Source organism: Burkholderia lata (genome assembly GCF_902499025.1).
In the GTDB taxonomy this organism is placed as follows: Bacteria; Pseudomonadota; Gammaproteobacteria; order Burkholderiales; family Burkholderiaceae; genus Burkholderia; species Burkholderia lata_C.
Genome location: NZ_CABVPW010000051.1, coordinates 46,729 through 59,249 on the forward strand (window position 1 = coordinate 46,729; position 12,521 = coordinate 59,249).

12 protein-coding genes and 1 pseudogene are annotated in these 12,521 nt (G+C 67.4%); 5 read left to right on the forward strand and 8 right to left on the reverse strand.

Going from position 1 to position 12,521, the window contains the following annotated elements; all coding sequences use genetic code 11:
- Positions 1–57: 57 nt before the first annotated feature.
- The 7 genes from yddG to BDI24065_RS35865 all read right to left on the reverse strand — a co-directional run bounded on the left by yddG (position 58) and on the right by BDI24065_RS35865 (position 7,753).
- Complete coding sequence (gene yddG, locus BDI24065_RS35835; protein WP_175035156.1) at positions 58–1,002, reverse strand: aromatic amino acid DMT transporter YddG; 945 nt, start codon at positions 1,000–1,002, stop codon at positions 58–60.
- 137 nt (positions 1,003–1,139) lie between these two features.
- Entirely contained in the window at positions 1,140–2,642 is a 1,503-nt protein-coding gene (locus tag BDI24065_RS35840) for an aldehyde dehydrogenase (RefSeq protein ID WP_175035157.1), read from the reverse strand.
- Positions 2,642–3,550: a dihydrodipicolinate synthase family protein gene (locus tag BDI24065_RS35845; protein WP_175035158.1), complete on the reverse strand. Its 909-nt coding sequence runs from the start codon at positions 3,548–3,550 to the stop codon at positions 2,642–2,644. The genes BDI24065_RS35840 and BDI24065_RS35845 overlap by 1 nt, the downstream gene beginning before the upstream one ends.
- A gap of 79 nt (positions 3,551–3,629) precedes the next feature.
- A complete protein-coding gene (locus BDI24065_RS35850) occupies positions 3,630–4,961 on the reverse strand; it encodes an MFS transporter (RefSeq protein WP_175035159.1) in 1,332 nt (443 codons plus the stop codon).
- Positions 4,962–5,095: 134 nt separating this feature from the next.
- Positions 5,096–6,415, reverse strand: coding sequence for an NAD(P)/FAD-dependent oxidoreductase (locus BDI24065_RS35855; RefSeq protein WP_175035160.1), 1,320 nt, complete (start codon positions 6,413–6,415; stop codon positions 5,096–5,098).
- 85 nt (positions 6,416–6,500) lie between these two features.
- Entirely contained in the window at positions 6,501–7,232 is a 732-nt protein-coding gene (locus BDI24065_RS35860; protein WP_175035161.1) for a GntR family transcriptional regulator, read from the reverse strand.
- Between the two features lie 233 nt (positions 7,233–7,465).
- Positions 7,466–7,753 (reverse strand): hypothetical protein, encoded by a 288-nt coding sequence (locus tag BDI24065_RS35865; RefSeq protein ID WP_175035162.1) that lies wholly within the window; start codon positions 7,751–7,753, stop codon positions 7,466–7,468.
- Positions 7,754–7,915: 162 nt separating this feature from the next.
- Between BDI24065_RS35865 and BDI24065_RS35870 the strand changes: the two genes are divergently transcribed.
- Entirely contained in the window at positions 7,916–8,257 is a 342-nt protein-coding gene (locus tag BDI24065_RS35870) for a TonB family protein (protein ID WP_175035163.1), read from the forward strand.
- A 36-nt stretch (positions 8,258–8,293) separates the two neighbouring features.
- Positions 8,294–8,905, forward strand: coding sequence for a hypothetical protein (locus BDI24065_RS35875; RefSeq protein WP_175035164.1), 612 nt, complete (start codon positions 8,294–8,296; stop codon positions 8,903–8,905).
- Between the two features lie 66 nt (positions 8,906–8,971).
- Here the strand turns inward: BDI24065_RS35875 and BDI24065_RS35880 are convergent, their stop codons facing one another.
- The gene (locus BDI24065_RS35880) at positions 8,972–10,657 is read right to left on the reverse strand and encodes a purple acid phosphatase family protein (RefSeq protein WP_174943110.1); all 1,686 of its coding nucleotides are present in this window, start codon (positions 10,655–10,657) and stop codon (positions 8,972–8,974) included.
- Positions 10,658–10,978: 321 nt separating this feature from the next.
- On the opposite strand from BDI24065_RS35880, the gene BDI24065_RS35885 reads away from it, so the two are divergent.
- The 3 genes and pseudogenes from BDI24065_RS35885 to BDI24065_RS35895 all read left to right on the forward strand — a co-directional run.
- Positions 10,979–11,278, forward strand: coding sequence for a YXWGXW repeat-containing protein (locus tag BDI24065_RS35885; RefSeq protein WP_175035165.1), 300 nt, complete (start codon positions 10,979–10,981; stop codon positions 11,276–11,278).
- A gap of 241 nt (positions 11,279–11,519) precedes the next feature.
- Entirely contained in the window at positions 11,520–12,284 is a 765-nt protein-coding gene (locus tag BDI24065_RS35890) for an RNA polymerase sigma factor (RefSeq protein ID WP_175035166.1), read from the forward strand.
- Positions 12,281–12,521 (forward strand): annotated as a pseudogene (locus BDI24065_RS35895) (hypothetical protein); the annotation flags it as partial. The gene BDI24065_RS35890 and the pseudogene BDI24065_RS35895, both read left to right, overlap by 4 nt.

Genomic DNA, 12,521 nt, shown 5'->3' on the forward strand with positions numbered 1-12,521 from the left:
TTTGCCGGACCGCCCGGTTGCGTTCGCGCTGCAGCGCGACGACAGCGCCCGGCATCGTCAGCCCTGGCAATTGCCCTGCGCTTCGTTGCCGACCCGAGCGGGCGCGGCTTTTTCACGGCGCCGGCTGCGCGTCGCGAGCCAGCACAGGATCGACCCGCCGCAAACCATCGATGCGCCTTGCCAGAATTCGATCGACAGCGGCGCATGCAGCAGCGTGGCGGCGAGCATCGCGGCGAGCACCGGGGTGAAATACGACGCGCCGACGATGATCGTCACGTTGCCGTGCATGATGCCGGTGTTCCAGGCCGCATAGCCGAACCCCAGCGCCGATGCCGCCAGCACGATGTAGACGACCGCATGCAGGCTGAACGTCATGCCGCCGCCGCCTTCGATCGCGAACTTGATCCAGAGCGCCAGCGCCACCAGCATGAAGAACGGCGTGACGCCGTTCTTGCCGTCGGCGAGGCGCGCCGTCACCGTGCAATAGCCGGCCCAGATCAGCGCGCCGAAGAACGCGAGGCCGTAGCTCAGCGGATTGTCCGCGACGTTGTGCAGCATGCCGGCCGGATCGAGGCCCTGGTCGCCGCCGAGCACCCGGCAGATCCCGAGCATCGACAGCAGGACACCCGGCACGACCAGCAGGTTGGCACGCTGCTGGTTGAACACGATCGCCGCGACCAGCGTGAAGCTCGGCCACAGATAGTTGACCATCGCGACTTCGATCGCCTGCTGGCCATTGCTCGCATAGCCGATCGACAGCGACAGGCACAGCTCGTACGCGACGAACAGCAGCCCGCCCCAGAGCAGATAGTTTTTCGGAAATTTGCTCAGATCGGGGAAGCCGATCGTAAACAGCAGAAGCACGGATGCCACCGTATAGATCATCGCGGCGCCGCCGGTCGCGCCGAGGCTTTCGCTCACTCCACGAACGAGGGCGACCACGGAGGCCCACAACAACACCGCGCCGAGCCCGGCGAGCGTTGCCTTATTCTTGCGCTTCATGCTTCCTGCCTGTTTCAACATTCAAATTCGATTTCAGGTGATTCGGTTCCGCCTGCCCGTGCCGCGATGGCCGGCGGAATGATCCGGTTGCCGCCGTCACGCGGGGCGGCGGCAACCGGCAATGCCATGCAGCCCGCTTACGCGGGATCCACGGGTACGTCGATCCAGATGGTCTTGATCTCGGTGTACTGGTCGTGCGCCCAGACCGACTTGTCACGGCCGCCGAAACCGGATTCCTTGTAGCCGCCGAACGGTGTCGTCACGTCGCCTTCGCCGAAGCAGTTGACGGTCACGACGCCCGCGCGGATCTCGCGCGACAGCCGGATCGCATGATTCAGGCTGCCGGTGTAGACCGAAGCGGCGAGTCCGTACACCGAGTCGTTGGCCAGCGCGATCGCCTCGCCGATGTCGGTGAACGTCGTCACCGACAGCACCGGGCCGAAGATCTCCTCGCGGAACAGCCGGCTGTGCGGGCTCACGCCGTCCACCACGGTCGGCTCGACGAAAATGCCGCCGTCGGTGTGGCCGCCGAATGCCACGTGCAAGCGCTCCGCGCCGGCCTGCTCGAGGTACGAACGCACTTTCTCGAAGTGGGCCTTGCTGACCATCGCGCCGATCCGGTGCGCCGGGTCGAGCGGGTTGCCCATCTGCCATTCGCGCATCTGCGTGCCGATACGCCGCAGCAGTTCGTCCTTGATGTCGGCATGGACGATCAGCCGCGACGACGCCGAGCAGTTCTCGCCCATGTTCCAGAACGCGCCGTTGACGATGTGCTGCGCGACCGCGTCGAGATCGGGGGCGTCGGGCAGCACGACCGCCGGATTCTTGCCGCCGCACTCTAGCACGATGCGCTTCAGGTTGGATTCGGCCGCGTACTTGAGGAACTTCCGCCCGGTATCCGTCGACCCGGTGAAGCTCACCATGTCGACGTCCGCGTGACGGCCGAGCGGCTCGCCGACTTCCTTGCCGCCGCCCGGCAGCACGTTGAAGACGCCGGCCGGCACGCCGGCTTCGTGTGCAAGCTCCGCGACGCGCAGTGCCGTGAGCGTGGTTTCCTTCGCCGGCTTCACGACGATCGAGCAGCCGGCCGCGAGCGACGGGCCGATCTTCCACGCGAGCATCAGCAGCGGGAAATTCCACGGCAGCACGAGGCCGACGACACCGATCGGCTCGCGCACGACCAGCGCCAGCGCATGGCCGCCGACGGGCGCCGTGTTGTCGTAGATCTTGTCGATCAGCTCGGCGTGCCAGCGGATCGTATGAATCGTCTCCGGCACGTCGATGTTCTGGCATTCGCGGATCGGCTTGCCGCTGTCGAGGCTTTCCATCGTCGCGAGCTCGTGCGCGTGGTGCTCGAGCAGGTCGGCAAACTTCAGCAGGACGGCCTTGCGGTGCGACGGCGCAAGCTTGCGCCAGCGACCGTCCTCGAACGCGTGCCGCGCATGGGCGACCGCGAGGTCGACGTCGGCCGCATTGCATGCGCCAATCTGCGCGAGGACGGCGTCGGTGGCCGGATTGACGGTCGCGAACGTGTCGCCGGAACTGGCCTTGCGGAACGCCCCGTCGATGAACGGCTCGGTCGGGAAGCGCAACGCCGCGGCCAACGCCGCGTATTCGGGCGCGCTGAGCAGGTCGGCCATCAGGCGTTGCCTCCGGTGACGGCGGCGACTTCGCGCTTGATGCCGGCCACGATTGCGGCCAGCGCCTGCTTTTCCTGTTCGTCGAGCGCGCGCAGCGGTGCGCGCACGCCGCCCGCACGCAGCCCCGCGAGTTCGCAGCCGTACTTGATCGACTGCACGAACTTGCCGCCTTCGAGGAAATCCATCAACGGCATCATCGCGGACATGATCCGGCGGCCCTTGTCGAAGTCCTTCTCGATCGCGCACGCCCGATACAGCGCGATATGCTCGGCTGGCAGGAAGTTCGAGCCCGCGCATACCCAGCTGCGTGCGCCCCACGCGAAGAATTCCAGGGCCTGGTCGTCCCAGCCGCACGACACGCTGATGGTCGGGAACTCGCGTACCAGCATGTGCAACTGGCCCGTCTGGCCCGAGCTTTCCTTGATCGCGACGATGTTCTTCGAGGCGTCGCAGACGGTGCGGAAGAATTCGCGGTCCATCGACACGCTCATCCGGCCCGGGTAGTTGTACAGCATGATCGGCAGATCGGCCGCGCGGTCGATCTCCAGCGCGTGCGCCGCGTTCTCCTGCTGCGTGGGCAGCGCGTAGGGCGGCGAGCCGACCAGGATCGCATCGGCGCGCACGGCCTTGGCCGCCTTCGCGTATTCGACGGAATCCTCGGTGCGTACCGCGCCGGTGCCGATCACGAGCGGCACGCGCGAGCCGATCACTTCACGCGCCCATGCGCCGAGGTCGAAGCGCTCCTGCGCGGTGTGCGCATAGTATTCACCGGTCGAACCGCCGATGATGATGCCGTGCACGCCGGCCGCGATCAGCGATTCGATCACGTCGGCGAATGCGGTCTTGTCGATCTGGCCGGCGGCGTTCAGCGGCGTGATGGCCGGGGTGTAGATGCCTTCGAAATTCATGATGTGCTTCCTCGGAAATGGATAGGGGCAGGTTGACGAAAGGGGCGCCGTCGTGAAGGCGGCGCTCCGGTGACGGGTCTCAGTGGTTCAGCGACGCGGCCTCTTGCAGGCTGAGCGAGCGCGTTTCGGGCGCCAGTGCGAGCGACGCGATCAGCCCGACGAACGACACGGCGGCTGCCGCATACATGGTGTTGCCGATGCCGACGGTCTGCAGTGCGATCGGCACGAGCCAGGTGCCGACAGCCGCGCCGATGCGTGACAGCGATGCGCCCATGCCGACCGCGAATGCGCGGATGTCGGTCGGGAAGATTTCATTCGGGTACACGAGCTGCAGCACCTGCGCGCCGCCGATCAGCACCGCATAGGCGCCGAACAGTACGAGGATCAGCACCGCCGAGCCGCCCGAGCAGGCGCCGAGGGTCAGCAGCGCGAGGCCCGACCAGAGGAAGCTGTGGATCACCATCGCGCGGCGGCCGAGTTCGTTGATGATCCACGTCGCGATGATGCAGCCGACCACGAACAGCAACGTGATGGCCACGGAGCCGAGCGATTCCCACTGGCCGGTGAGGTGCAACGCTTCGAGCACGCGCGGCGCGAACGAGTAGACGGCGAACACCGGAATCACGGAGCAGCTCCAGAACACCGATACGAACAGCATCCGCTTGCCGTAGCCCGAGTGCAGCAGTGCCCACAGCGAGATCTTCTTTTCGGTTTGCTCTTCCGGCAGGTTCTTCACCGAGAACGACAGGCCGTAGACTTTCCGGATCACGTCGTCGGCTTCCGCAACACGGCCCTTGCTGAGCAGCCAGCGCGGCGATTCGGGCGTGCCGATGCGCACGACGAACAGCGCGAGACCGATCACGGCCGGGCTGGCCAGCACCCAGCGCCACGCATCCGGGCCGCCGCTGCCGAGGATGATGTTGCCGACGATGTACGCGAGCGCCGCGCCGCAGAACCAGATGATGGTCAGCATCGCGAGACGGGGCCCGCGATACTTGCGCGGCATGAACTCGACGAGCAGCGAGCCGGCGACCGGGTACTCGATGCCCACGCCGATGCCGATCAGGAAGCGCAGCACGAACAGCGCTTCGCCCGAGTGGACCCACAGCTGCGCGAGCGAGCAGACGAAGAAGATCACGGGGCCGAAGAAGTAGGGCTTCTTCCGCCCGAGGCGGTCGCTCAGCCAGCCGCCGATGAAGCCGCCGAAGAAGATGCCGATCAGCGCGGACGCGGCGACCATGCCTTGCCAGAAGCCGGTCAGGCCGAGCGCGTCGGAAAACTGCACCATCGCGACGCCGATGATGCTCAGCACGTAGCCGTCCATGAGCCAGCCGCCGCCCGAGCGGATCGTGAGCAACTGGTGGAATCCATTGAGCGGAACATCCTCGATGGACGTGTGATTCGTTGACATTGCCTGTCTCCTTCCATGAAATGGCGAACGGAACACCGTTGCGCGATCTATTGATATGGTCTACTAAGCGTGATGCATGAATCGGTTTCGGTTGTCCGGTGCTTCCCGACGGGGTGACGCTCGCCGCGGCCCGGTCAGCTTTCGAGTCCCGCCTTGCGTTGCCCCCACCAGAGGGTCGAATTGACGCCGATCGACAGGAACGGCTCCGGCGGAGTACGGTTCGGCCCGGATGTTTCCAGCAGGAAGTCGACCAGGTCGCTGCGCTTGCCGGCCAGCCAGTCGGCGAGCAGCGTGCCCGTCACGGTGCCGCGCGTGATGCCGAGGCCGTTGCAGCACAGCGCGCCGTAGACGTTCGGCGCCAGCTGCCCGAAGAATCCCTTGTGGTTCTGCGACAGCGCCAGCGAGCCGCTCCACGTGTATTCGAACTCGACGTCCGGCAGCATCGGGAAGCGGCGTTCGAACGACAGCCGGTGCCGCTCGGCGAAGCGCGGCAGGCACTTTTCGCGCGGGCGACCGTCGGGGTTGAAGCTGAAGCTGTTGCGCACCAGGATGCGGTTGTCGTGCGTGCGGCGCAGCGTGCTGCCGAACGGGTCGGCCGGAATCACGCCCCAGAACGGCTTGCCGCCCAGTTGCGCCTGTTCGGCGCCGGTCAGCGGCCGGGTCAGGCTCGCGTACAGGAAGACCGGCAGCATCGTGTGCTGCAGGAAGCCGAAGCGCATGCCGAAGGCGTTGTTCGCGAGCACCAGCTTGTCGACCGTGATCCGGCCGTTGCGGTGCGCGAGCACGATCCTGTCGCCGTACTCGACGTCGGTGATCGGCGTGTGCTCGTACAGCGTCACGTTTGGCGGCAGGCAGTCGGCCAGCCCCTTCACGAGCGCCGACGGCTGGATCAGCACGGTGCCCGGCGTGAACAGCGCCTTCCGGTAGAACGACGTGCCGATATGCGCGGGCAGGTCCTTGCCCTCGATCATCTCGTACGGCTGGCCGAGCTTGTCGAGACCGCGGCGGTAGGCGTCGAGCACGGCGATGCCGCGTGCCTCCACGGCCGCCTGGTATTTCCCGGACGCGCTCATCGCGCAATCGATACCGTGCTCGGCGACGAGCCGGCGCAGGATCGTCTGGCCGAGCACGTTCAGCTTCAGCGTCGTCCTGGCGGTGGGGATGTCGCCGATGTAGTCGTCGGCGCCGATGTCGTGCGGCAGGTCGATCGCGAAACCGGCGTTGCGCCCCGAGGTGCCGAAGCCGACTTCCTGCGCATCGACCAGGACGATTTCGTCGTCCGGAAAGTTCAGCGCGAGCTGCCGCGCGGCGGCCAGGCCGGTGAAACCCGCGCCGACGACGGCCCAGCGCGCGCTGGATTCCCCGCGGTGCGACGGCCGGGGCTGACGTTGCCGGCTGGTGTGGTACCAGCCGCACATCCTGTCGTCGGCGGGAAGCGATGTAACCTTATGCATTCCTAAATCCAATATCGGTAAAGAGTCCTGATCGATGGCATGGAGAGGCGGCGCACGTGAAAGCGTGCGCCGCCCGGTGCGGCCGTTAAAACTGGATGGGTACGTCGAGGCCTTCCGGGATCACGTACTCGGCCATGCGGCGGCGCGACAGCTCCATGTGGCTGCGGACCAGCTCGCCGGCGCGCTGCGCATCGCGCTGCGCAATCGCTTCGATGATCTGGTCGTGCTGCGTGACTGCGGTTTCCAGATCGTGCTGCATGTCGCTCGTCGCCGGCGAGCGATAGAAAATCTTGCCGAGGCGGGCGTGATCGATCAGCACGCGGCGCAGGCTCGGCATCAGGTACGCGTTGCGCGCGATCCGGCCGATCTCGAAGTGGAACGCGTCGTTCTGCAGCACGCGCGCCTGCAGGTCGTTCTCCTCGATCGCGGTGCGAAACTGCGCCTGGATCGCCTTCAGCCGTTCCACTTCTTCCGCCGTCGCGTGGCTTGCCGCCAGCTGGGTCGTCGCGACGTAGATCAGCGGTGCGGCCAGGAAAAAGCTGCGCAGCGACTGATAACCCATCGGCGACACGCGGGCCGGCCGGTTCGGCTCGAGTTCGAGATAGCCTTCCGCCGCCATCTGGCGCATCAGTTCGCGCACCGGCGGGCGCGAGAGCCCGAACTCCTCGCTGAGCGCGAGCTCGTCGACGACGGCGCCGGGCGCGAGCTCCATGCTCACGATGCGTCGCCGCAGTGTCTCCGCCATTACGTTCTTGCGATCCGCCGAACCGCCGGATTCGGCATCCGGTGAGGCGGTCTGAAGCTTCTGTCTGGACATGATTTCATTGTCTACAAACTGTAGACACAGTTTAGGTTGAGAATAGACCAAGCAAAAATAAGGGTTTACACCTTAACTCGCCGCGTGGGCGAGGCCGGTGTGGGCACGGGGTGGCGTGCCCGGACATGCGTAGCTTAAAGGGACGAAGCCGGGAGAGCCGAATGGCGGGCGTCGGCGGGGGGGCGGCCCGGCGTGTGTGGCCGATTCGGGCGAGCTGGCGAAACGGGGGCCGGTCATGCGTCGTCGATGTGCCAAGCCGCGCCGATTGCCGGCAGCGCGCGGCCGATCGAGTCGAGCATCGCGTATCGCGACCGCCCAAGTGTCGTGGCCAGGAAGAAGCCGTCGTCGTCGGTCCACAGGTTGACCAGCGGCCAGCCGCCGGCGTCGCCACGGACTTCAAGCTGTCGTCGGTCGGGATCGATGTCGATGTCGCCATGCGCTTGCCGCAACGCGTTCGCGATTGCATCGAATGCGTCGGCCGACGGGATCGTGTGGATGCGGTATTCGAAACTCATCTTCATGGGCCGGTGGGCGACGCGGGCAGTCTAGCGCGTGTCATGGCGAAACGCGTCGCAGTGGGCGTGCATCGGGCGCCTGCGCGTCGTCGCGGTATAGTCACGCAGCCGTCGTCGCATGCATCGAATCCCATAAGACCAACCAGAAGATCCATGTCGAGTCGCTCAATGCTCGTCATTTCAGCCGCCGCCTTCGCTGCGATCTCCGGCGTCGCGCGCGCCGAAGCGCCCTACATCAACGCATACGAAGTCCCACGCTGCACCCGGATCGATCCCCGCGACGTACCGTATCCGGCCAGCGCGCGCTGGGCCGGGCAGAGCGGGGAGGTGACGGTCGGCGGCGTCGTGCTGCGGGACGGCACCGTGTCGGACGTGACGCTGCTCGCGAGCAGCGGGCATACGGAACTCGACGACGTGGTGACTGCGGCGTTCATGTGCATTCACTGTACCGCCGATGAGGGCGTACGTCCGATTCGCATGAAGCAGAAGATCACGTTCTCGCTGATGTAGCGAGCCGGCCGCATCGCGCTTTCAGAGAGGGAAGCCATGAAAGAAGTGCCGTATTTCGCGCAATGGGAATCGTCGCACCTGGTGTCGCGGTTCGTGTCCCGCGAGCTGCGCCCGGAAGACGACCCGTTGTGGCATCGCTCCGGCGCAAGCACGCCGGAAGAATATGCGCGGTGGAGCCCGAGCATCTGCGGCATCGCGTGCCTGAAGATGCTGCTCGCGCACCGGTCGAATGCGATCGTGCCGTTGCTCGAACTGGTGCGCGAAGCCGTCGGGTTCGGCGTCTACCGGCCTGAACTCGGCGACACCGGCAAGCGCCTGCATTACCGGCCCTTCGTGCACTGGGTGCGCGAGCGGTACGGGATCGATGGCGATGTCGTGGAAGGGATCGATTCGGCCGCGCTCGAACCGAAGCTGCATGACGGCCACATGCTGATGGCGTCGGTTCATCCCGGTATCCGGCACGACGGGTTCGAGCCGCCGTCGCGCGGCGGCCATATGGTGCTCGTGTTCGGCGCGAACCGCGACACCGGCGACTGGCTGTTCCACAACCCGTCCGGGTTCGACGTGCGCACGCAGCAGAACGTGGCGATGCCGCGCGCGACGTTCGACCGCTATTTCGCGAACCGCGGCATCCTGATCGCACCGTAATGTTGCGCACGCAACCGGCCGCGCGCATGAAGCATCGGGCGCCCGTCGCGACGGGCGCCCGCCCGATCACCGCTCGTTGCGTTTCTTGCTCAGCTCGATCGTCTCGAACAGCTCGTAGTCGGCGGTCGGGTGCTGGTCGGCGCCCGGCGCGTGGTAGTAGCGCATCGTGATCGTCGTGTGACCGCCCGGCTTGCCCGGGTCGTGGTCGAACACGGCAATCCCGTAGCCGGTGCCCGTATCGCGGCGCGCGGACCAGATCGCATCCTCGAGTGCATCGGCCGGCTCGCGCACGAACGTATTCGGCGCCGTGCCCGGCACCGGCCGGTTCGGCTTCGTGAACACCTTCGCCCGCGCAAAGCCGGTCGCCGGGTTCTCGCCATACACGTCGAGCGGCGCGCTGGTGCCGCCGCCGCCGAGGATCAGGTGGATCGTGCCGTGGCTCGTGTCGAACTTCGTGCGGTCCGGGTCGTTCGAGCCGACCGGACGCGGCTGCAGCGTCTCGACGACTTCGCCGGTCGTCGCATCGACGCCCGCGCGGTGATTGCAGCCGCGCACCGGGTAGCTGCGCTCGTAATCGTGATCGTGGCCGCACAGCACGAGGTCGACGCCGTAGCGGTCGAACAGCGGCAGCCATGCTTCGCGGATGCCCTTGTCGGACCCGTTGCCCGTCTTCGACGAACTGAGCGCGTCCTGGTGCATCTGCACGACGATCCAGTCGATGTCGTCGTCATGCGCGGCATGGCGCAGCGTGTGTTCGAGCCAGCGCGTCTGCTCGCCGTTGCTGTAGCCGCGCACGTAGAACGACGTGCCGGGCTCGATCGGCGGGCGGCCCGTGCTCGCGGCCGGCACGAGCGGCGCGGGGCCGCCGACGAACGCGGCGGCGTCCTGGTACACGACATCGTCGGCGTCGAGCGATACGAACAGCACCGAGCTCACGCGGAAGCTGTACCAGCGGCCCTGGAAGCGCGTGCCGTTCTCCGGCAGCGTATAGCGCGCGAGATACGAGTCGAGCCCCTGCGGGCCGTTGTTGAACTCGATCTCGTGATTGCCGGGGCACGGCATCCACGGACGATTCGCGGCCGACGTCTGGTTGTTGTTGCCGAAATCGCGCCACACCTCGGGCTGGTGCGCGGGGTTCAGGTTCGCGTAGCAGAGGTCGCCGTTCAGCAGGTGGAACAGCGGCTGGAACTGCTCGACGGCCTGCACCGCGAAGCGGCTCTGCGGCGACGACAGCACCCACGCGCCATTCGGCGTCGCGAGATCGCCGTAGCTCGTGAAGCGGAACGGCGCGCGGCCGCGCGGCGCGGTCGAGAAATTCGCGGAGAACGGCTGCGCGGCGTTGCTGTCGTTGTCGGCCGTGATCTCGTAGCGGTAGTGCGTATTCGGCTTCAGCCCGTGCACGCGCGCGTGGTACGCGAATACCGTCTCGCCGTTCAGGCCGTCGGTGTACAGGCGCTGGACGCCGTGCACGGTGCGCGCCGGCTCGCCGTCGGCGACGATGCGCGCGCGCGGATTGACGGCCGACGCGAGCGATGCCCACGAGATCACGACTTCCGACGTCGGGTCGTTGCCCCACGTCAGGTGGACCTGTTCGGGCGTGCCGTCCGGGTTCGACGCGGCGGCCCTGGCTGCCGCGAGGCCACCGGCGGCGGTGGCGAGGCCGGATACGCCGGCGAGTTTCAGGAAGCCGCGGCGCGAGACGGACGCGGCCGGCTCGTTCGGCTGGATCGGGGAGTTGTCCTGGTTCGACATGGTCGGTGTTTTCGTTGGTGGAGACGCGAGATGTGGAACCGCCTGGCCGGGTGCGGGCGTGGCCGGGGCGTGGGCCGGAAACGAGCGGGATTCCGGTGGCAAACATTGTCGGAGGGCAGTTTTGCCGGGTTGTGACAGCAAGGCAACCCCGTGCGCGTTGGCACACGTCCCGGTGGGCGCATCGCGGCATCCGGCCCGCGCCGACGCGCGTCAGGTCCGGCCGAAATTTATTTGCAGACACCGCGACGGATTCCGTTCGCCCGCGCCGTTTAACGCATGAACGGCCGCTTCCGGTCGATACCCGCTACTTCGGAGTCTTACATGAAGCTTTCCATTCCATTGCGGTTCGCCGCGGCATGCGTGGCCGCACTGGCTGCGTCCGCCGCGTTCGCGCAGGCCGTCATCGTCGCGCCTTACGCGCCGCCGGCGCCTCGCGTCGAAGTGATGCCGGCGCCGCGCGCGGGCTACGTGTGGGACCAGGGTCACTGGCGCTGGCGGCAGGGTCGCTACGTGTGGATTCCGGGCCACTGGCAAGTGGTTCGCGTCGGCTATCACTGGGTGCCGGGCCACTGGGCCGCGCGCGGCCCGGCGTGGCGCTGGATTCCGGGTCACTGGGCCTGATGCGCATGCCGCCGCCCGGCACGCGGTGCCGGCGTGGCGGCGCTTTCCCGCAACGTCATGAGGCGCAGCCATGCCTTTTCGAACCGTGGTGATACTCGCGGCCGCAGCCATCGTGCTGGCCGGCTGTGTCGTGGTGCCGGCGCGCCCGGCCTATTACCGGCCCGCGCCGGTCGTCGTATATTGAGCACGCCGGCCGCCGCTCACGCGAACGGGCGGCCGGCACCCGATCGACCCGATCGCCATGCAGCCTGAAACGGATGCCGATGAAACGGACCTTGCCGAGGCCGTGCGCGATGCGTGCGGCGATCCTGAACCGCCAGTGCGGCGGGGCCGGGTAATGGCGCGGCGCATGCAAGGAGAGCACGACGATGAGCTTCAGTCTGCCGGCGGGCGCATCAACGATCGCGCCGCGGCACAGACGCGCGATGCGCTGGAGCGCCCCGCGTTGAGCGGCGGCGATCCGGACGCGGCGCTGGTCGCACGGGTCGGCGCGCGCGACGCGTCGGCCGTGCGCATGCTCGTCGCACGCAAGCTGCCGCGGCTGCTCGCACTCGCGACGCGCATGCTTGGCGACCGCACGGAAGCCGAGGACGTCGCACAGGAGACGTTCTTGCGGATCTGGAAACAGGCGCCGGGTTGGCGCGAAGGCGAGGCACGGTTCGACACGTGGCTGCATCGCGTCGTGCTGAATCTGTGCTATGACCGCTTGCGCGGCCGGCGCGAAGAACCGGTCGACATCTTGCCCGACGTACCCGATCCGCAACCGGAGCCGGCCACCCGTGCGGAGACCCGCTCGCGCGACGCGCGCGTGCGGCAGGCGCTCGCGGCGTTGCCGGCGCGGCAGCGCGAAGCACTCGTGCTCCAGTACTATCAGGACATGTCGAACGTGGAGGCGGCCAACCTGATGGGCATTACCGTCGACGCGCTGGAAAGCCTGCTCGCGCGCGCGCGGCGAAACTTGCGCGCGCAACTGGCCGGCGATTCACCTAGCGAGGACATCCGATGACACCCGAACGATTTCGTACCATCGTCGCCGCGTACGGCTCGGATGCGCGGCGCTGGCCGGACGGCGAGCGCGCGGCCGCCGAGGCATGGGCGCGCGCGCATCCGGGCGACGCGTTGGCGGCGCTGGACGATGCTGCCGAACTCGACGCGTGGCTCGCCAACGATACGGTCGCACCGCCCGCGCCGGCGCTCGTCGAACGCATCGTCGCGACGGCGCCGGCGCCGCGGCGCGCGCGGC

What these genes read in the sequence shown, in the direction of transcription:
- BDI24065_RS35860 (WP_175035161.1), bottom strand. Translation starts at nt 7,232, where the DNA reads ATGTCCAGACAGAAGCTTCAGACCGCCTCACCGGATGCCGAATCCGGC.
- BDI24065_RS35845 (WP_175035158.1), bottom strand. Translation starts at nt 3,550, where the DNA reads ATGAATTTCGAAGGCATCTACACCCCGGCCATCACGCCGCTGAACGCC.
- BDI24065_RS35865 (WP_175035162.1), bottom strand. Translation starts at nt 7,753, where the DNA reads ATGAAGATGAGTTTCGAATACCGCATCCACACGATCCCGTCGGCCGAC.
- BDI24065_RS35880 (WP_174943110.1), bottom strand. Translation starts at nt 10,657, where the DNA reads ATGTCGAACCAGGACAACTCCCCGATCCAGCCGAACGAGCCGGCCGCG.
- BDI24065_RS35840 (WP_175035157.1), bottom strand. Translation starts at nt 2,642, where the DNA reads ATGGCCGACCTGCTCAGCGCGCCCGAATACGCGGCGTTGGCCGCGGCG.
- yddG (WP_175035156.1), bottom strand. Translation starts at nt 1,002, where the DNA reads ATGAAGCGCAAGAATAAGGCAACGCTCGCCGGGCTCGGCGCGGTGTTG.
- BDI24065_RS35875 (WP_175035164.1), top strand. Translation starts at nt 8,294, where the DNA reads ATGAAAGAAGTGCCGTATTTCGCGCAATGGGAATCGTCGCACCTGGTG.
- BDI24065_RS35890 (WP_175035166.1), top strand. Translation starts at nt 11,520, where the DNA reads ATGCAGCCTGAAACGGATGCCGATGAAACGGACCTTGCCGAGGCCGTG.
- BDI24065_RS35870 (WP_175035163.1), top strand. Translation starts at nt 7,916, where the DNA reads ATGCTCGTCATTTCAGCCGCCGCCTTCGCTGCGATCTCCGGCGTCGCG.
- BDI24065_RS35855 (WP_175035160.1), bottom strand. Translation starts at nt 6,415, where the DNA reads ATGCATAAGGTTACATCGCTTCCCGCCGACGACAGGATGTGCGGCTGG.
- BDI24065_RS35850 (WP_175035159.1), bottom strand. Translation starts at nt 4,961, where the DNA reads ATGTCAACGAATCACACGTCCATCGAGGATGTTCCGCTCAATGGATTC.
- BDI24065_RS35885 (WP_175035165.1), top strand. Translation starts at nt 10,979, where the DNA reads ATGAAGCTTTCCATTCCATTGCGGTTCGCCGCGGCATGCGTGGCCGCA.